The sequence below is a fragment of the Vibrio sp. OY15 genome, assembly GCF_000742455.1.
GTDB lineage: Bacteria > Pseudomonadota > Gammaproteobacteria > Enterobacterales > Vibrionaceae > Vibrio > Vibrio alginolyticus.
Map to the genome: position 1 here is coordinate 81450 of NZ_JPIL01000001.1, position 17304 is coordinate 98753.

The 17304-nt window shown below is 43.1% G+C and carries 15 protein-coding genes and 1 riboswitch; of the genes, 7 read left to right on the top strand and 8 right to left on the bottom strand.

Features of this window, described 5'->3' with window-relative positions; all coding sequences use genetic code 11:
- Positions 1-47: 47 nt before the first annotated feature.
- Positions 48-2315: an ATP-dependent Clp protease ATP-binding subunit ClpA gene (clpA, locus tag IJ23_RS00335; RefSeq protein WP_005387879.1), complete on the top strand. Its 2268-nt coding sequence runs from the start codon at positions 48-50 to the stop codon at positions 2313-2315.
- 133 nt (positions 2316-2448) lie between these two features.
- Here the strand turns inward: clpA and infA are convergent, their stop codons facing one another.
- From infA to aat, 3 genes are all read right to left on the bottom strand, one after another.
- Positions 2449-2667: a translation initiation factor IF-1 gene (gene infA, locus IJ23_RS00340; protein ID WP_001040192.1), complete on the bottom strand. Its 219-nt coding sequence runs from the start codon at positions 2665-2667 to the stop codon at positions 2449-2451.
- A gap of 81 nt (positions 2668-2748) precedes the next feature.
- Positions 2749-3450, bottom strand: coding sequence for an arginyltransferase (locus tag IJ23_RS00345; RefSeq protein ID WP_005378346.1), 702 nt, complete (start codon positions 3448-3450; stop codon positions 2749-2751).
- Positions 3447-4154, bottom strand: a complete 708-nt coding sequence (gene aat, locus IJ23_RS00350) for a leucyl/phenylalanyl-tRNA--protein transferase (protein WP_033905049.1) — start codon at positions 4152-4154, stop codon at positions 3447-3449. The genes IJ23_RS00345 and aat overlap by 4 nt, the downstream gene beginning before the upstream one ends.
- 39 nt (positions 4155-4193) lie before the next feature.
- Here aat and IJ23_RS00355 point away from each other — a divergent pair, with 39 nt between their 5' ends.
- Both IJ23_RS00355 and aroA read left to right on the top strand, forming a co-directional pair.
- Positions 4194-4670, top strand: a complete 477-nt coding sequence (locus IJ23_RS00355) for a glycine zipper 2TM domain-containing protein (RefSeq protein ID WP_005378348.1) — start codon at positions 4194-4196, stop codon at positions 4668-4670.
- 290 nt (positions 4671-4960) lie between these two features.
- A complete protein-coding gene (gene aroA / locus IJ23_RS00360; RefSeq protein WP_033905050.1) occupies positions 4961-6241 on the top strand; it encodes a 3-phosphoshikimate 1-carboxyvinyltransferase in 1281 nt (426 codons plus the stop codon).
- 63 nt (positions 6242-6304) lie between these two features.
- Here the strand turns inward: aroA and IJ23_RS00365 are convergent, their stop codons facing one another.
- Entirely contained in the window at positions 6305-6553 is a 249-nt protein-coding gene (locus IJ23_RS00365; protein WP_005387884.1) for a YciN family protein, read from the bottom strand.
- Between the two features lie 434 nt (positions 6554-6987).
- On the opposite strand from IJ23_RS00365, the gene topA reads away from it, so the two are divergent.
- The 4 genes from topA to IJ23_RS00385 all read left to right on the top strand — a co-directional run bounded on the left by topA (position 6988) and on the right by IJ23_RS00385 (position 13804).
- Positions 6988-9618, top strand: a complete 2631-nt coding sequence (gene topA / locus IJ23_RS00370) for a type I DNA topoisomerase (protein WP_005378351.1) — start codon at positions 6988-6990, stop codon at positions 9616-9618.
- 608 nt (positions 9619-10226) lie between these two features.
- Entirely contained in the window at positions 10227-11444 is a 1218-nt protein-coding gene (glgC, locus tag IJ23_RS00375; protein WP_017634726.1) for a glucose-1-phosphate adenylyltransferase, read from the top strand.
- Positions 11434-12891: a glycogen synthase GlgA gene (gene glgA, locus IJ23_RS00380; protein WP_033905051.1), complete on the top strand. Its 1458-nt coding sequence runs from the start codon at positions 11434-11436 to the stop codon at positions 12889-12891. The genes glgC and glgA overlap by 11 nt, the downstream gene beginning before the upstream one ends.
- 109 nt (positions 12892-13000) lie before the next feature.
- Positions 13001-13804, top strand: coding sequence for an alpha/beta fold hydrolase (locus tag IJ23_RS00385; protein WP_017820032.1), 804 nt, complete (start codon positions 13001-13003; stop codon positions 13802-13804).
- Positions 13805-13835: 31 nt separating this feature from the next.
- Here the strand turns inward: IJ23_RS00385 and IJ23_RS00390 are convergent, their stop codons facing one another.
- The 4 genes from IJ23_RS00390 to purR all read right to left on the bottom strand — a co-directional run bounded on the left by IJ23_RS00390 (position 13836) and on the right by purR (position 17066).
- The gene (locus IJ23_RS00390; RefSeq protein ID WP_017820033.1) at positions 13836-14156 is read right to left on the bottom strand and encodes a DUF2007 domain-containing protein; all 321 of its coding nucleotides are present in this window, start codon (positions 14154-14156) and stop codon (positions 13836-13838) included.
- 20 nt (positions 14157-14176) lie between these two features.
- Positions 14177-14863 carry a TVP38/TMEM64 family protein gene (locus tag IJ23_RS00395; RefSeq protein WP_005378366.1) on the bottom strand — a complete coding sequence of 229 codons (687 nt, stop codon included), beginning with the start codon at positions 14861-14863 and terminating at the stop codon, positions 14177-14179.
- A gap of 114 nt (positions 14864-14977) precedes the next feature.
- Entirely contained in the window at positions 14978-15568 is a 591-nt protein-coding gene (locus tag IJ23_RS00400) for a TfoX/Sxy family DNA transformation protein (RefSeq protein WP_005378367.1), read from the bottom strand.
- A 116-nt stretch (positions 15569-15684) separates the two neighbouring features.
- A riboswitch (cyclic di-GMP riboswitch) is annotated at positions 15685-15774 on the bottom strand.
- Between the two features lie 287 nt (positions 15775-16061).
- Entirely contained in the window at positions 16062-17066 is a 1005-nt protein-coding gene (purR, locus tag IJ23_RS00405; protein WP_033905052.1) for an HTH-type transcriptional repressor PurR, read from the bottom strand.
- Positions 17067-17304 lie beyond the last annotated feature (238 nt).

Consider the following 17304-nt stretch of genomic DNA (forward strand, 5'->3'; position numbering starts at 1 on the left):
AAGAAGACTTGCTCGAACAACCCCAGTTGTTTTTTCGGGAGGTACTTATGCTAAATAAAGAACTAGAGTCAAGCCTTAACGGTGCATTTGCTCGGGCGCGAGATAAACGCCACGAGTTTATGACTGTCGAACACCTCCTACTTGCATTGTTGGAAAATGATGCAGCTAAGGAAGCCCTTCTAGCTTGTAAGGCGGATCTTGACGCTTTACGCAACGAACTCGATATTTTCATCGATCAAACTACGCCTCTTATCCCAGATAGTGATGAGACGCGTGAAACGCAGCCGACTTTGAGTTTTCAACGTGTACTACAACGCGCCGTCTTTCATGTACAGTCGTCTGGTCGTAATGAAGTAACAGGCGCCAACGTGCTTGTTGCTATCTTCAGTGAGCAAGAGTCGCATGCCGCTTACCTTCTGAAGAAAAATGACATCTCCCGATTAGATATTGTTAACTTCATCTCCCACGGTATTACTAAAGCATCAGGTGCAGGTGAGGATTCATCATCAGACTCGTTTAGCTCAGAAAGTGTTGAAGAGCCTAATTCTGAAGAACGCTTAGAAAGCTTTGCGACGAATCTTAATCAAGTCGCTAAAGATGGAAACATCGACCCACTCATTGGACGTGATAAAGAGTTAGAGCGCACTATTCAGGTACTTTGTCGACGCCGCAAGAATAATCCACTACTAGTGGGTGAGGCAGGGGTTGGTAAAACAGCCATAGCGGAAGGTCTTGCATGGAGAATTGTCGAAGGGCAGGTCCCTGAGGTTATTCAAAACAGCGTGATTTATTCACTAGATATTGGCTCTTTGCTCGCTGGTACCAAATACCGCGGTGATTTTGAAAAGCGCTTCAAGGCGATTTTGAAACAACTTGAAAAAGAAGAAGATGCCATTTTGTTCATCGATGAAATACATACCATCATCGGTGCAGGCGCGGCATCTGGTGGTCAAGTCGATGCAGCAAATCTTATTAAGCCTCTTTTAAGTAGCGGTAAGTTGCGTTGTATTGGTTCGACGACATACCAAGAATACAGCAACATTTTCGAGAAAGAGCGTGCGTTGTCTCGCCGCTTCCAAAAGATAGACGTTGTAGAGCCCTCATTGGATGATACAACTAAAATCTTGATGGGCTTGAAGCCGAAGTACGAAGCTCACCATGAAGTACGTTATACCAATAAAGCACTGCGTGCCGCGGTAGAACTGTCGGCTAAATACATTAATGAACGCCATCTACCAGATAAGGCCATTGATGTCATTGATGAAGCTGGTGCTCGTAGTCGTCTTGCTCCTGCAAGCCGTCGTAAAAAAACGGTCGGAGTGGCTGATATCGAATCAATGGTTGCCAAAATGGCGCGAATTCCAGAGAAGTCGGTTTCTTCTTCAGATAAAGACATTTTGAAAAACTTAGATAGCAAAATGAAGATGTTGGTATTCGGTCAAGATAATGCGATTGATGCATTGTCCGAGGCGATCAAGCTGACACGTGCAGGTTTAGGTGTAGACAACAAACCTGTTGGTTCATTCTTGTTTGCAGGCCCAACAGGGGTTGGTAAAACAGAGGTGACGGTGCAGTTATCTAAGCTTCTAGGTATCGAGCTACTTCGTTTTGATATGTCTGAGTATGGTGAGCGTCACTCCGTAAGTCGCTTAATTGGTGCGCCTCCTGGTTATGTCGGTTATGACCAAGGTGGTTTGCTAACCGATGCTGTTATTAAGCATCCACACTCGGTCGTATTACTTGATGAGATTGAAAAAGCGCACCCTGATATCTTTAACCTGTTGTTGCAAGTCATGGATAACGGTACGCTAACGGACAACAATGGTCGCAAAGCAGACTTCCGTAATGTCATTCTTGTTATGACAACTAACGCAGGTGTGGCGGAAACCGAGAAGAAATCAATTGGTTTGATTCAACAAGACAACAGTCACGATGCAATGGCGGAAATTAAGAAGGTGTTTACTCCTGAGTTCCGTAACCGTCTTGATAACATCATCTGGTTTAACAGCCTTGATGAAAGCGTTATCCATCAAGTGGTTGATAAGTTCATTGTTGAACTGCAAGTGCAACTTGATGCGAGAGGCGTTTCAATGGAAGTATCGCAAGACGCTCGCCATTGGTTAGCACATAAAGGTTATGACAAAGCTATGGGGGCTCGCCCAATGGGGCGTGTTATCCAAGAACAGCTTAAGAAGCCTTTGGCTAACGAACTGTTGTTTGGATCTTTAGTTGACGGCGGTACAGTGAAAGTAACGCTGGTCAACGATACGCTTGAGTTTGAATACTTAAGTGAGAAAGAGACAGCGATGCATTAATCGTTAGTCGGTAACAAACGCAAAAGCGCACGAGAAGATCGTGCGCTTTTTTATCTGAACTAAATCGGAAAAAATTGTGCAATAAAAAACGGAGCAGCTTGCTCCGTTTTTTATTGCATCCGAAAATCAGAGATTAACGAGCGCGGAAGACGATGCGGCCTTTTGACAGGTCGTATGGAGTCATCTCTACAGTTACTTTGTCACCCGTTAGGATACGGATGTAGTTCTTACGCATCTTGCCAGAGATGTGAGCAGTCACAACGTGACCGTTTTCAAGTTCAACACGGAACATAGTGTTTGGTAGAGTGTCAAGGACAGTGCCTTGCATCTCGATTACGTCTTCTTTAGCCATTTAATCCTCTTTAGAAATTAGGCAATATTAGCGGGCTATATTCTGCCGCTAAATAGTAATTATGTAAAGTTGAGGCGTATTCTACCCTCGCCAACGCTGATTTACTAGCCTTTGGTGGCGTTGAAAGCGTGTTTTGTAGCTCATTGCTGGGCACTCATCAATCTGATATCCCAAATATAGCCACTGTTGTTTGTTTTCTTGGCAGTATTTAATTTGATAAAGCACTGCTAACGTGCCAAGAGATAACTCGTAGTCAGGGTCAAAGAAAGTATAAAAAGCACTCGAGCATTGTGGCATCAAATCTGTCACCGCAATGGCGAGCAATTGATCTGATTCATCGTAAATGTGTAAAAACGACGTTGTCAGCCAGCTAGTTTGAGCAAATCGAGCAAACTCATCACGCTTTGGTGGGTACATAGTGCCGTTTTTATGCCGTTTGCAGATGTACCGACTGTAAAGCTCAAACCATTCCTCATCCATTTCAGGTTTCATTTCCCAGCGTAAAGACTGTGCTTTATTAAGCAGCCTCTTCTGACTTTTTGATAGTCTAACGTCTGGAATCGAGACTCGAATTGGCTGGCAAGCGGTGCAATGCTCGCAATGCGGTTTATATATGGTATCTCCGCTACGACGAAAACCGTTAGCCATGAGCAACTGGTAATTTTCTTCAGTATGCAGCCTTTCATCAAGCGCCACCGCAACCCGCTCTTGCCGTTCAGGCAAATAACTACAAGGGTGATTATTCGTCAACCCTATTCGAATATGTTGTATATCCGTACTCATACTGAATCCTGCAAAACTTGGGGCTGATAGGCATCAAATAGTGTTTGCTTTTCTCTTAAAGATAGTAGTTTTTGCATAAATTCGTCACGCTCAAGTTCAAATGCGCCAAGTGATGCCAAGTGAGAATTCATAACTTGGCAATCGATTAATTGACCTTGCTTTGACGCCAAATGGTTGCATAAGTACCACAATGCAATTTTGGATGCGTTATCTTTTAGGCTAAACATCGACTCCCCGCAAAAAAGTTGGCCCACGCAGATGCCATATAGTCCGCCAATCAGGTTGTTGTCATGCCATACTTCTACAGAGTGACAGTAACCAAGTTTGGCTAACTCAATGTAGGAAGCTTGCATTTCCTCGTTGAGCCATGTTTCCTCTGCAGGGCGTGTTGAAGAACATAGTCTAATCACTTCTTCTGTCGCGAAATTGAGTGTTACTTTATAGTTATGTTTACGCTGAAATTTTTTGAGACTTTTAGATGGCTTAAACTGCAATGGGTCAAACACAGCGCGCGGAGAAGGGCTCCACCATAAAATAGGTTCACCAGGACCATACCAAGGGAAAATGCCTTGATAGTAACCATTGAGGATTCTCATGGGGTTTAAGTCACCACCAAAAGCCAGCAAACCATTGGGGTCGCTGAGTGCTTTATAGGGTGAGGGGAAGTTGAACGTTTCATCGAGTTCAGTTAAATAAATAGCCATAAGAAGTCGTTACCAACATTGGAGTCAGAGGAGTTTATGATGACCTGGTTAAGAAATATCGTAAAAGTATGGCTTGGGATCATACTGTTTTTACCACTTGTCGCCAACGCAGCCTATGAAAGAAATGTTGCCAAGCCAGTTAATGAAGTAGTTTACGGGAAGATTGACTCTGTCCGTTATATTACTCAACAAGAGGTTGTTCAATCGAAAAGTAACGGTTGGAAGACACTACTTGGTGCCACTATCGGTGGTTTAGTCGGTAATCAATTTGGTGGCGGTACGGGAAGAGAAGTCGCGACGGCAGTGGGTGCGCTTGCAGGTGCCGCAGTTGCTCAAAACCAAAGTAATTACCAATACACGGTTGAATATAAGTTAGTTGAGCTACTCATCAAAGTGAAGGGTGATAAGCTAATTAATGTCATCCAAGATGTTGATAAAAATATGTTATTTAGTCGAGGGGATGAAGTTCGTATTTTATATTTTGATGATGGAGTCAGGGTTGATATCACTTATTAACCCTAGGTTGTTTTAGCCTAACGAAGCCTAATCAAGCATGTACAGTCGGGCTGGCTTATTGTCAAATCAAGTCGAAATAGTTTGCTGTTTCGCCGTGCTTCTTTCGCTCTTATTTACATCGCTGGCAATGCCTTTAATTCTGTATCTTTAGGCTGCTTGAGGATATTCATAAATTAGCGCCGATTTACTCTGGTTTTGTCGTGTTTTTTTGGGTAGTCTGAATTCACGAAGAATTGTTTAGCCCTCATAAAAAATCGTATGTTGAGGGCACAAAGGATTATCAACTTTTAATGGAAAGCCTAACGTTACAACCTATCAATAAAATTCAAGGGGAAGTGAACCTTCCTGGCTCTAAAAGCGTTTCTAATCGAGCTCTTTTACTTGCTGCTCTTGCTAAAGGCAGAACTCGCCTTACTAATCTCCTCGACAGTGATGATATTCGTCATATGCTGAATGCGCTGACTAAACTAGGCGTTCAATACCAACTTTCCGAAGATAAAACAGAATGTCTCGTTGAAGGCCTTGGGCGTCCGTTTTCTGTCTCAGAGCCGGTAGAGTTATTTCTCGGCAATGCTGGCACTGCGATGCGACCATTAGCTGCGGCTCTTTGTCTTGGCGAAGGGGAGTATGTACTGACGGGCGAACCTCGTATGAAAGAGCGTCCAATTGGTCACCTTGTCACGGCACTGAAAGATGCTGGTGCGAACGTTGAGTACATGGAAAACGAGAACTTTCCGCCTCTCAAAATAATTGGTACTGGCCTAAAAGCAGGTACAGTTTCTATCGATGGGTCCATTTCAAGTCAGTTCTTGACCGCTTTCTTAATGTCTGCGCCATTGGCTGAAGGTGAAATTCGCATCAACATCGAAGGCGATTTGGTTTCTAAGCCTTATATCGATATCACCCTGCATATCATGAAGCAGTTTGGAGTCGATGTGATCAACAACGACTATCAAGAGTTTGTGATCCCAGCCGGTCAGCAATACATCGCTCCAGGTGATTTCTTGGTTGAAGGTGACGCGTCTTCTGCTTCTTACTTCTTGGCGGCGGCAGCCATCAAAGGTGGAGAAGTTAAAGTAACGGGTATCGGTAAAAACAGCATTCAAGGTGATATTCAATTTGCTGATGCGCTTGAAAAAATGGGTGCAGAAATTGAATGGGGTGATGACTACGTAATTTCACGTGTTGGTCAATTAAAAGGCATTGATATGGATTACAACCATATCCCTGATGCTGCAATGACCATCGCGACAACAGCGTTATTTGCCGAAGGCACTACCGCTATTCGTAACGTTTATAACTGGCGTGTAAAAGAAACAGACCGTTTGTCAGCTATGGCGACTGAGTTACGTAAAGTTGGTGCGGAAGTGGAAGAAGGGGAAGACTACATCATCGTCAAACCTGTCTCTCAGTTAAAGCATGCTACGATTGATACTTACGATGATCATCGAATGGCGATGTGTTTTTCGCTGGTGGCACTTAGTGATACGCCTGTGACGATTAACGATCCAAAGTGTACGTCGAAAACGTTCCCTGACTACTTCGACAAACTTAAGGCTTTAAGCTGCTAAATATTCTGACCTAAAACAGGAAAGCCAGAGTGAATAACACTCTGGCTTTTTTGTTTCCCAATACTATTTAACCAGCGTAAATTCCTTAGAAAGGTGATGCGCTAAGTATTTGAACATATTGAATACTGCAGTCGTATTTGAAGTTGGTAAACCTTTGTCATCAAGGAAGTATTCACCTTTAAAAACTAAAACACCTTCTTTTTCTTCTACACTTGTTGCTCGCATTCCCTCGATGTAATCATCGTGCTCTTGGATGATTTGGTTAGCGATCAAAAGAAGGTCGAACTCTTCGATAAACGTTCTATCAGACATATTCTTTCTACCATCCTATTCAGTTAAGAACGCTGAGTATACCTACAACTAAAATGGGGTTGCATGATTAATTCAGTCAATCGTTCAGTAAGACTAAACAGATCAATTTTTAGAGTATAAGCATGATGCGGAGGAAGATGGCAGAGCATTGAACCAAACTATTTTGTGATGGGTAACAAAATTTATTGCATTGGATTAGCGGATGCTAAGTTTGCCTGTTTAGATATGCCGCTCAATACCTTTCAGAACCCTGTCTCTTTGAAGTATAAAGACGATGAATTGTCAACCAATCGGATCTGAATTTCAAAAAAGCAGTTGATCTTCTTTTCATCTCGCACAATAGTAAAAAAAGAAGCAATGAAATAGAACATTATGCGGGTGGCCTTTAAACAAGGTTTCTACCCGCATTATTATGAAGGACGTTAGAGTCAGTTATGGGTAAATCACTCGTTATAGTGGAGTCACCAGCCAAGGCAAAGACGATAAATAAGTACCTTGGTAAAGACTTTATTGTTAAGTCTAGTGTTGGTCATGTGCGTGATCTGCCTACGGCCGGTCAAAGCACTGGTGAGAAAAAAGCCGCAGCCATCTCAACTAAAGGGATGAGTCCGGAAGAGAAAGCGCGCGTTAAAAAAGAGAAAGACCGCAAAGCGTTGATCAAAAAGATGGGGATTAACCCATATCATGACTGGGAAGCGAATTACCAAATCCTTCCAGGCAAAGAAAAAGTTGTCAACGAACTACAAAAACTCGCCAAAGACGCAGATTGCGTATATCTCGCAACCGATTTGGACCGCGAAGGGGAAGCAATCGCATGGCACCTTCGTGAGATCATCGGTGGCGATGAAGAGCGATACAAACGTGTAGTTTTTAACGAAATTACGAAAAACGCGATCCAACAAGCTTTCCAGACACCTGGCGAGCTGAACATGGATGGTGTAAATGCCCAACAAGCACGTCGCTTCATGGACCGTGTCGTTGGTTTTATGGTTTCACCTCTACTTTGGAAAAAAGTGGCTCGTGGCTTATCTGCTGGTCGAGTGCAGTCTGTTGCGGTGAAATTGTTAGTTGAGCGTGAGCGTGAGATTAACGCGTTTGTACCAGAAGAATTCTGGGACATTCATGCGAATACGAAAACGAAAGACAAAGCGGACTTTAAACTGCTTGTTGCTCAGAAAGACGGTTCTGCGTTTAAGCCAGTTAATGAGGCAGAAACCAAAGCAGCGATGTCTGTACTTGAGAATGCAAGTTACGAAGTATGTAAGCGTGAAGACCGCCCTACAAAGAGCAAGCCTTCAGCACCTTACATCACCTCTACGCTTCAACAGGCAGCAAGTACACGTCTGGGCTACGGCGTGAAAAAGACCATGATGCTAGCTCAGCGCCTCTATGAGGCCGGTTACATCACTTATATGCGTACGGACTCGACTAACCTAAGTGCCGAGGCTGTGGACGCTGTACGTGACTTTATTGGTTCTGAGTTTGGTGATAAGTACCTGCCAGCGAAACCATTGACGTACGGTAGCAAAGAAGGGGCACAGGAAGCGCACGAAGCGATCCGTCCTTCAAATGTGGGTGTTAAGGCGGAAGACCTGCAAGGTGTCGATGCTGATGCGCACAAACTTTACGCTTTGATTTGGAATCAGTTTGTAGCGTGTCAAATGACGCCAGCAGAATACGATTCAACAACCATCAGTGTAAAAGCGGCAGAATACACGCTTAAAGCGAAAGGCCGTATCCTTAAATTTGACGGCTGGACTCGTGTACAGCGTCCAATGGGCAAAAACGAGGATACAATCCTTCCTGCGGTACAACTTGGCGATAAGCTAAGCTTAGAGTCACTTGACCCTAAACAGCACTTTACAAAGCCACCTGCGCGCTACACTGAAGCAGCACTGGTTAAAGAGCTGGAGAAACGAGGCATTGGTCGTCCGTCGACTTACGCATCGATCATTTCTACGATTCAAGATCGTGGCTACGTGAAAGTTGATCAGCGCCGTTTCTACGCTGAAAAAATGGGTGAAATTGTTACTGACCGCCTTGATGACAGCTTTAACGATTTGATGAACTACGACTTTACTGCGCGTATGGAACAGAAATTGGACCAAATCGCTGAAGGTGAAGTGAACTGGAAAGCTGTGTTAGACAACTTCTTTGCTGATTTTACTGGCGATCTTGAAAAAGCGGAGCTGGATGAGTCAGAAGGCGGTATGAAGTTAAACCACATCGTCATGACGGATATCGAGTGTCCGACGTGTAGCCGTCCAATGGGCATCCGTACTGCTTCAACAGGTGTGTTCTTAGGCTGTTCAGGTTACGCGTTACCACCAAAAGAGCGTTGTAAGACAACCATCAACTTGGGTGACGAAGAAGGTATTATTAACGTTCTAGAAGAAGACGTTGAAACCGCAGCTCTTCGTGCTAAAAAGCGTTGTCCGATCTGTGAAACAGCGATGGACGCATACCTGATTGATGACAAGCGTAAGATGCATGTTTGTGGTAATAACCCGAACTGTGAAGGCTACCTTGTTGAATACGGCGAGTTCAAAGTAAAAGGCTACGATGGTCCAGTTGTTGAATGTGACAAATGTGGCTCTGATATGGTGCTTAAGAACGGTCGCTTTGGTAAATACATGGATTGTACGAGCGAAACGTGTAAGAACACTCGTAAGATCTTGAAGAATGGCGAAGTCGCGCCCCCGAAAGAAGATCCTGTTCATTTCCCCGAGTTGCCATGTGAAAACTCAGATGCGTATTTCGTACTTCGTGATGGTGCTTCGGGTCTATTTATGGCGGCAAGCAATTTCCCGAAATCGCGCGAGACACGTGCTCCTTTGGTTGCTGAACTGGCACGTTTTGAAGAGCGTTTACCTGAGAAGTTCAAATACCTAGCAACTGCGCCGCAAGAAGATCCTGATGGTCGTCCTGCTGTTGTACGCTTTAGCCGTAAAACAAAAGAGAACTACGTTCGTTCGGAAGAGAACGGTAAGCCAAGTGGTTGGACAGCGCTCTTTGTTGACGGTAAGTGGGAAGTCACTGATAAGCGTAAAAAAGCGAAAGCATAAAAACGTACGATCTAAGTAATGTAAAAAGGCAGCGATATCGCTGCCTTTTTTGCGTTTTGTTTTTGCGTAAAGGCCACTGTGTTGTTCGTATAGATCTTTGCTGCTTTGACTGAGTTTTGCTGACGCGAGAAGATCCCAGCATCAATATTTCGTAGTCGCTGATGTATTTTTTATGTAAAAAATATTTGTTGTAACTTTCATTTTGCATTCACATATTTGTTATACATTGGGCTAAAAAATCGGCGGTGTAGTGAATCCGTTCGTAAATTGTTTTCACAATGTAATCGTTTGCTTTTCCATGTGTGATCTAGATATCGTCTTGAGTACGCAAGAGCTGTATGGTACACAGAATGGCGTATTAAAAATTGTAATTTAGAACCCGCTTAGATAATTTATTACAAAAATTAGTGCAACTGTGTGCATTGTTTGCGTCAAAAAATAAGGAAAGAGTGGACGTTGCATACTGGAAGTGCCGTAGCTTTTTTATCCGTGTTGTAAGAGTTCACAGAAACTCAGAGACGGTTGCTAAATGTATTCGCTTGACTCCCCGAGTATGACTCATTCAAGCGAGTACCAAATCCAAGCTATAACGATATGGAGAACAACAAATGGCTGGTGTTTTGGGAATGATTCTTGCTGGCGGTGAAGGCTCTCGTTTGAGACCTTTAACGGAATCTCGCAGTAAACCTTCGGTACCGTTTGGTGGTAGTTATCGATTGATCGATTTTGCTCTAAACAATTTTGTTAATGCGGATCTGATGCGCATTTACGTCCTAACCCAATTTAAATCTCAATCTTTATTCCATCACTTAAAAAAGGGGTGGAACATCAACGGCATTACAGACCGCTTTATCGATCCTATTCCCGCTCAAATGCGTACTGGTAAACGTTGGTACGAAGGGACGGCGGACGCGATCTATCAAAACCTGCGTTTTATGGAATTAGAGGAACCAGAGCAAGTTTGTATTTTTGGCTCTGACCATATCTATAAGATGGATATCAAACAAATGCTGAACTTCCACTCAGAAAAGCAGGCTTCTCTGACGGTATCTGCATTGCGCATGCCACTAAAAGAGGCGTCGCAATTTGGGGTTATCGAAGTGGATAGTGAAGGTCGTATGATTGGCTTTGAAGAAAAACCAGCAAATCCAAAGTCGATTCCTGGTGACCCTGATTACGCTTTAGTTTCAATGGGTAACTATGTTTTTGAAGCTCAGGTACTGTTCTCAGAGTTGGTCGAAGATGCGGATAATGAAGCTTCATCACATGATTTTGGAAAGGACATCATTCCAAAGATGTTCCCTAGAGGTGATGTGTTCGTGTATGACTTCAGTACCAACAAAATCAGTGGCGAAAAAGAAGAGGTGTACTGGCGTGATGTCGGAACTATTGATGCGTACTGGCAAGCGCATATGGATCTGCTAGAAAAAGATGCTCCATTTTCGCTGTACAACCGTAAATGGCCATTGCACACCTACTACCCACCATTGCCACCTGCGACATTTACCGACTCTGATAATGGTCGTGTGCAGATAATCGATAGTTTAGTGTGTAATGGCAGCTATGTTAGAGGCTCAAGAATCGAAAAGTCGGTGCTTGGTTTTCGCAGTAATATTGCTTCTGCTTGCGATATCAGCGAATGTATACTTCTTGGTGACGTAAAAATTGGCGAAGGCTGTGTTTTACGTCGTGTGATTGTCGACAAGGATGCCGATATTGCTCCTGGTACTCAGATTGGTGTGAATCTTCAAGAAGATAAAAAACACTTCCACGTGTCTGAGGAGGGCATTGTTGTTATTCCGAAAGGAGCTCGAGTTGGCTACTAACAACTTATCTATTCTGTTTGTAGCTTCTGAGGTTGAAGGCCTCATTAAAAGTGGTGGCTTGGCAGATGTTGCCAAGGCACTACCGGAAGCCCTTCAAAACCTACAGCAAGACGTAAGAATTACCATCCCTGCGTACAGCAGTATTGATAAACTCGCAGACGCAGAAGTTGTATTAGAAACAGAATTAACATCATGGCCGCATACGGAGTATCGAGTTTTGCGGCTCATGTTAGGTCAAAATCCTGTTTACCTGATTGATTGTCCGCCGTATTTCAATCGACCATCAATGTATGCGGAGAACAACCAAGCGTATACTGATAACGGCGAGCGCTTTGCGTTTTTTAGTGCAGCATGTCTCGATATGTTACCCAAGCTCGCCTTTCAACCTAATATCATACACGCGAACGATTGGCACACAGGTCTTGTTCCATTTTTGCTCAAGCACAGGTATGGCAATGATCCGTTTTTTGCTCATACTAAAAGCGTCATTTCAATTCACAATGCGGTCTTTAAAGGCGTATTTAGTTATGAAGACGTGCAGTGTTTGCCAGAGTTTCATTGTAGAAACGTTCCCGATGCTGCGGTGAGTGCAACGCATATTACGATGCTTAAAGCTGGTGTAATGAATGCAGATAAGATAAACGCGGTCAGCCCTACGTACGCAGAGGAACTCAAAACAGAGCTTGGCAGTCATGGAATGGCTTGGGAGTTTCAGCAACGCGCGCAGGACTTAGTTGGTATTTTGAACGGTTGTGATTACAGTGCTTGGAACCCGGAAACGGATACTTACTTGCCAGTTAATTACTGCGCCGACCAGCAAAGTATGTCGCAAGGGAAGAAAGCTTGTAAAAAAGCATTACAACAACGACTAAATTTGCCCGAAAAAAATGTAGCTATGTTCGGTATGGTTTGTCGGTTGACCCAGCAGAAAGGTGTTCATTACTTGTTGCCTGCTTTGGCCGATTTTTTGAAGCACGATGTTCAGCTAGTTGTCGTTGGGACCGGAGACCCTATTCTTGCCGCTCAGCTACGAGAGGTTGCCGCGCAGTTTTCTAGCAAATTTGCCTTTGTAGAAGCGTATGACAATGAACTTGCGCATATCGTTGAAGCTGGTTCTGATTTCTTCTTGATGCCTTCTGAGTTTGAACCATGTGGCTTAAACCAAATCTATAGTATGGCTTATGGGACATTACCGATAGTACGCGGTGTTGGTGGCTTAAAGGACAGCGTTAGCGATTATGATGTAAACCCATCTGAAGCAACGGGGTTTGTTTTTTTCGAACCGACACCGCAGGCATTGTTGTTAACGATGCTAAGGGCACTGTTGCTCTACGCTCAAAACGAGCCTGAAGTGAATAAAGTACAGTTGCACGCGATGCAACAAGATTTTTGTTGGCAAAAGGCCGCAGAATCTTATTTGCAGCTTTACCACTCAGCGTTAGTTTGACTTAAAATTGTAACGAAAGGCACCGAATGAGGTGCCTTTATTATCTTGAGTAAGGGGAGTGTGGTAGGATGGCTTTTTACTCAATAGCACGATCTTTTTGATACTCAATATGACCCAGCCGCTACTTTTTCATAAAACCTATTTGCACCCTACTAGTAATGAGTGGGTTGTATTTGTGCACGGTGCTGGTGGTAGCTCTTCTATCTGGTTCAAGCAAATTAAAGCTTACAAGCAACACTTTAACTTATTGCTGATCGATTTAAGAGGTCATGGAAAGTCAAATCAGTTACTTAAAGAGCTCATTGCTAGCCGTTATACCTTTACGGAAGTTACCCAAGATATTTTGAAAGTATTGGACCATTTAAAGATCCAATCCGCTCATTTTGTCGGTATGTCGCTTGGTACTATTATTGTTCGAAACCTTGCTGAATTGTCATCAGAGCGCGTACGTTCGATGGTGCTCGGCGGTGCTGTCACAAGGCTTAACACTCGTTCTCAGATATTGGTGAAATTAGGTAATTTTTGTAAGCATATCCTACCGTACATGTGGCTCTACAAACTGTTCGCTTATATTGTTATGCCTCAAAGAAGCCAACGAGAATCTCGCCACCTTTTTATTCGCGAAGCCAAGAAGCTTTGCCAAAAAGAATTTAAACGTTGGTTTATTCTTGCCGCTGATGTAAATCCGTTAATGAAATATTTTAAAGATCGAGAGTTACCCATTCCGACTCTTTACTTAATGGGCGACAGGGATTACATGTTTATTAAACCTGTCAAAGAAATGGTTGCAGCACATAAGCTCAGCATTCTACGAGAAATCCCGAATTGTGGTCATGTATGCAATGTAGAGCGTCCAGAAGACTTCAATCAACACTCCATCGAGTTTATTAAACAGCAAGCTGTATGTGCTTAAAACTGAGTGCATCCACTGAATAGGAGAGCCGCTATAGCTCTCCTAGTTGATATCCACATTGCCAACATGCACCAAATTGCCCTTCGTTTATTTCATGACATTTTGGGCATTGCCAATCTTGATACTCATGCCTATCGGATTGTTTTCGATATGCTTTTACTATTTCTTCAGCTTTCATCTTTTGTGCCGTGTCAAAAAGCCACACATAAGGATCGGTATCATCACCAAACGGCAGTTCTCCTTTTAAGCCGAAAATACCTTCTCCGCGAACTTCACAGTAAATTTGTTCCACTTTAAGCAGCTCACATACAATGTGTGCTTCTGCTGGGTTTTTAGCGATAAATATTTTCATCAAAATACCCACTTCACCAATTACGAGTTTTGCTGACTTGGTGTCGGCCTTACTTTATTCATAACCCATTTAGTGATGATTGGAAATAGTCCCAATAGCGCAAAAGACGCTAATACTGCGGGTGAAACAATGCCCGATAGGCTTTCAATTGTTGCTAATTGAGTACCTGCATTCAGATATACGGCTGTGCCTGGCAGCATACCTATTTGGCTAGTGAGATAAAATCGACCTACAGACATCGGTGTTAAGCCCATCAGTAAGTTGATTAGAAAGAAAGGGAATACAGGGATTAGACGCAAGGAAAATAGATAAAAAGCTCCGTCTTTTTCGACACCTTGATTAATTGCGTTGAGTTTATTTCCGAATTTGTTTTGTACCCAGTCACGCAATAAGTATCGGCTGCTCAAGAAGGCCAGTGTTGCCCCCATAGTGCTAGCGAAAGAAACCAGTAGCAAGCTTGTCCAAAAACCAAATAAGGCTGCACCAAGTAAGGTGACTACTGCCGCTCCTGGGATAGAAAAAGCGGTAATTGCAATGTAGGTAAAAAAGTAAATCGCAGCCGAGAATACAAAATTCTGATCGATGTATGTAGTTAGTGCTTCTTGTTGGGCTTTTGCATTCTCTAAGGTTAAATACTGGCCAAAGTTAATACCTAAAAAGACGATAGCCGCTAGTAAGATGAGACCTAATATCAGTTTCTTATTCATAATTTTGATTCCAATTTGGGATATATGTAATAAGACAGTAGGAAAACCGAAAAAATTTCACAAAAAAACCGCAGATTAGACTGCGGTTTTACAAGATAGTTTTTAGGCCGACTTTTATTGGAGGCCGTTCATCAACTCATCTCGGCGAGCTTGAGGTACCACACTCCAATGAGTGCCGTTGATAGCACCTTCTAGTGCCCATAGCAACTCAATGTTGACGGTTGCAGAGTGCGTATCTCTTATCGCTTTATAGGCGTTAAGCGCACCTTCCTCTTCAAGCTTCTCTACGGATTCGATGCCGGCTTTTTTTAGCATGCGCTCGGTAGCCAGTCGTAAGTTAGGCAAATCTTTCAAACGGTTAGGCTTTGTACTTGCTTGCTGTTCTTTCTCAAGCTTTGCCTTTTTCAATGATTGATTCGCTACTTCGATTAAGCGTTCGCTTGATTCCCATAAATCGCTGGAAATAGCGTAGTACTTTGTAACGACTGGGAAGCCACGTTTTTTATAAACGTAAGGCTTTAGCCCTTGTTTCTCGAAGTCAGATGAAGTTTTTTGGTCTGCTCTGATATGAAGCTGATTGTTTACCACTAGTGCAAACATTGTTTCATCAGCGAATAGTCCGAAGCCACCAAACATTGAGCGCGACTTGATATTACCAAGTGCCTCAAATAGCTTCATAGAGTCTTTGAGTATCGGTTTATCCATGTTTTGTTATCTCGGTGTAATTAATATTACGCCACCAAAAGTCAGGTCCGAGAGAGTAGCAAACATGCGTAAAAACAATGTCATTACAGAGTAAAGTCATTGCTTACACACTTGCCATCGGTAACCCCGCTACCTTCCATATCGTAATATGGTTCAGGCCGGAGGCTTTGCGTCCCACTCTTTCGAATGGTTTGCCCTGTGCGTGACACAATGAGCATACTTCTTATATTGAATTAACATCACGGTTTAGCGTTAAAAGTGTGATTTTGGTTCAATAAAAATGATAGATTGAATGCTCTATTTTGCATATGGAAAGGTGCAAATTGGCCTTTGAAAAGGAGTTCTTAATATATATTACATTTATATAAAACAGGGAGTTAACGTTAGTCAATTGTTATTAGAGCAGTGTGAAGTATTAGAGAATGCTTAATTTTCCCAAAAAAATAAGCGCCCCTGTAGAGCGCTTATTTAACACGGTTAAATACAGTGAAATTTAGTTCATTTTTTTCACAGTATTTCGAATTACAAGCTCAGGTTGCATTTCGAAAACTCGTTTTTCGTGTTCTTTATCTTTGATACGCTCAAGTAGAATTTCGAATGCATTTTTACCAACACGACGTTTAGGTTGGTGGATAGTCGTTAGCGGTGGAGAGAAGTATTCCGCAAGCTCGATGTTGTCGTAGCCGATCACTGAAATATCTTCAGGAATTTTGATCCCGTTTTGTTGCAAGCGGCTCATTAGGCCTAGAGCCATTGTGTCGTTAAAACAGAATACCGCCGTCGGGCGCTTGTCCATTGCGGTAATTTTATCTGCAACTAATACGGCCGTATCACATTCAAAGTTACCTTCAAGGATCCAGTCTTCATTTACAGCTAGGTTCGCTTCGCTCATTGCGCGACGGAAACCTGCAATGCGCTCTTGGCAAGCAAGCTTTTCAAAATGACCGCTTAGACAAGCGATATCCGTATGACCATTGTCAATCAGATGTTTGGTTGCAATGTAGCCACCTTCTTCTGAGTTATCCATGATCTTGTCTGCTTGTGAGCTCTCTGGGCCCCAATCCATGACCACTTTAGGAATGTCCGCATGACGGTCAAGCATCTCTTTTAGTTCTTCGGTTAAGTCAGAACACATCACTAGGATGCCATCAACGCGCTTTTCAGCCAGCATACGAATGTAATCGCGTTGTTTTTCGTAAATCCCGCCTGTGTTACATAAAATCAGAGTATAGCCTTGGCGGTAACAGTAGCTCTCAACGCCATCAATCACTTCTGAGAAAAATAGGTTAGTTGATTGAGTTACTAACATGCCAATCGTACGAGTTGAGTTGCATTTTAGGCTGCGTGCAACGGCACTTGGCGCGTAATTCAGCTCGTCAACGGCTTTCATTACTTTTTCTTGCGTTGCTTCTGCAACGAAACGCGTTTTATTGATAACGTGCGAAACTGTCGTAGTGGAAACGCCGGCTAAGCGAGCAACGTCTTTTATCGTGGCCATAAATGGTGTCCTGTATCGAGCTACTGAAATATGTCGTATTGGATGTACCTGATGCTCTAATGGTTTCACACCTAGCAATCTAAAATTGGCGCTAAGTGTCTCGGCAGCGGTTGATCCAAGTGCGACAAAAGGGTGCGTAGCAGCATCGGTCGATGAATTTTATCTTTTTTCTATCTGATGAGAAATTGCCATCAACCTGTTAAGAAAACACAAAAACCGCTATATTTCAGCGGTTTAC

Excerpts from the sequence above, each read along its gene's own strand:
- infA (WP_001040192.1), bottom strand. The coding sequence starts at position 2,667 with ATGGCTAAAGAAGACGTAATCGAGATGCAAGGCACTGTCCTTGACACT.
- IJ23_RS00400 (WP_005378367.1), bottom strand. The coding sequence starts at position 15,568 with ATGGATAAACCGATACTCAAAGACTCTATGAAGCTATTTGAGGCACTT.
- glgC (WP_017634726.1), top strand. The coding sequence starts at position 10,227 with ATGGCTGGTGTTTTGGGAATGATTCTTGCTGGCGGTGAAGGCTCTCGT.
- IJ23_RS00365 (WP_005387884.1), bottom strand. The coding sequence starts at position 6,553 with ATGTCTGATAGAACGTTTATCGAAGAGTTCGACCTTCTTTTGATCGCT.
- IJ23_RS00395 (WP_005378366.1), bottom strand. The coding sequence starts at position 14,863 with ATGAATAAGAAACTGATATTAGGTCTCATCTTACTAGCGGCTATCGTC.
- clpA (WP_005387879.1), top strand. The coding sequence starts at position 48 with ATGCTAAATAAAGAACTAGAGTCAAGCCTTAACGGTGCATTTGCTCGG.
- aroA (WP_033905050.1), top strand. The coding sequence starts at position 4,961 with ATGGAAAGCCTAACGTTACAACCTATCAATAAAATTCAAGGGGAAGTG.
- IJ23_RS00385 (WP_017820032.1), top strand. The coding sequence starts at position 13,001 with ATGACCCAGCCGCTACTTTTTCATAAAACCTATTTGCACCCTACTAGT.
- topA (WP_005378351.1), top strand. The coding sequence starts at position 6,988 with ATGGGTAAATCACTCGTTATAGTGGAGTCACCAGCCAAGGCAAAGACG.
- IJ23_RS00345 (WP_005378346.1), bottom strand. The coding sequence starts at position 3,450 with ATGAGTACGGATATACAACATATTCGAATAGGGTTGACGAATAATCAC.
- purR (WP_033905052.1), bottom strand. The coding sequence starts at position 17,066 with ATGGCCACGATAAAAGACGTTGCTCGCTTAGCCGGCGTTTCCACTACG.
- IJ23_RS00355 (WP_005378348.1), top strand. The coding sequence starts at position 4,194 with ATGACCTGGTTAAGAAATATCGTAAAAGTATGGCTTGGGATCATACTG.
- aat (WP_033905049.1), bottom strand. The coding sequence starts at position 4,154 with ATGGCTATTTATTTAACTGAACTCGATGAAACGTTCAACTTCCCCTCA.
- IJ23_RS00390 (WP_017820033.1), bottom strand. The coding sequence starts at position 14,156 with ATGAAAATATTTATCGCTAAAAACCCAGCAGAAGCACACATTGTATGT.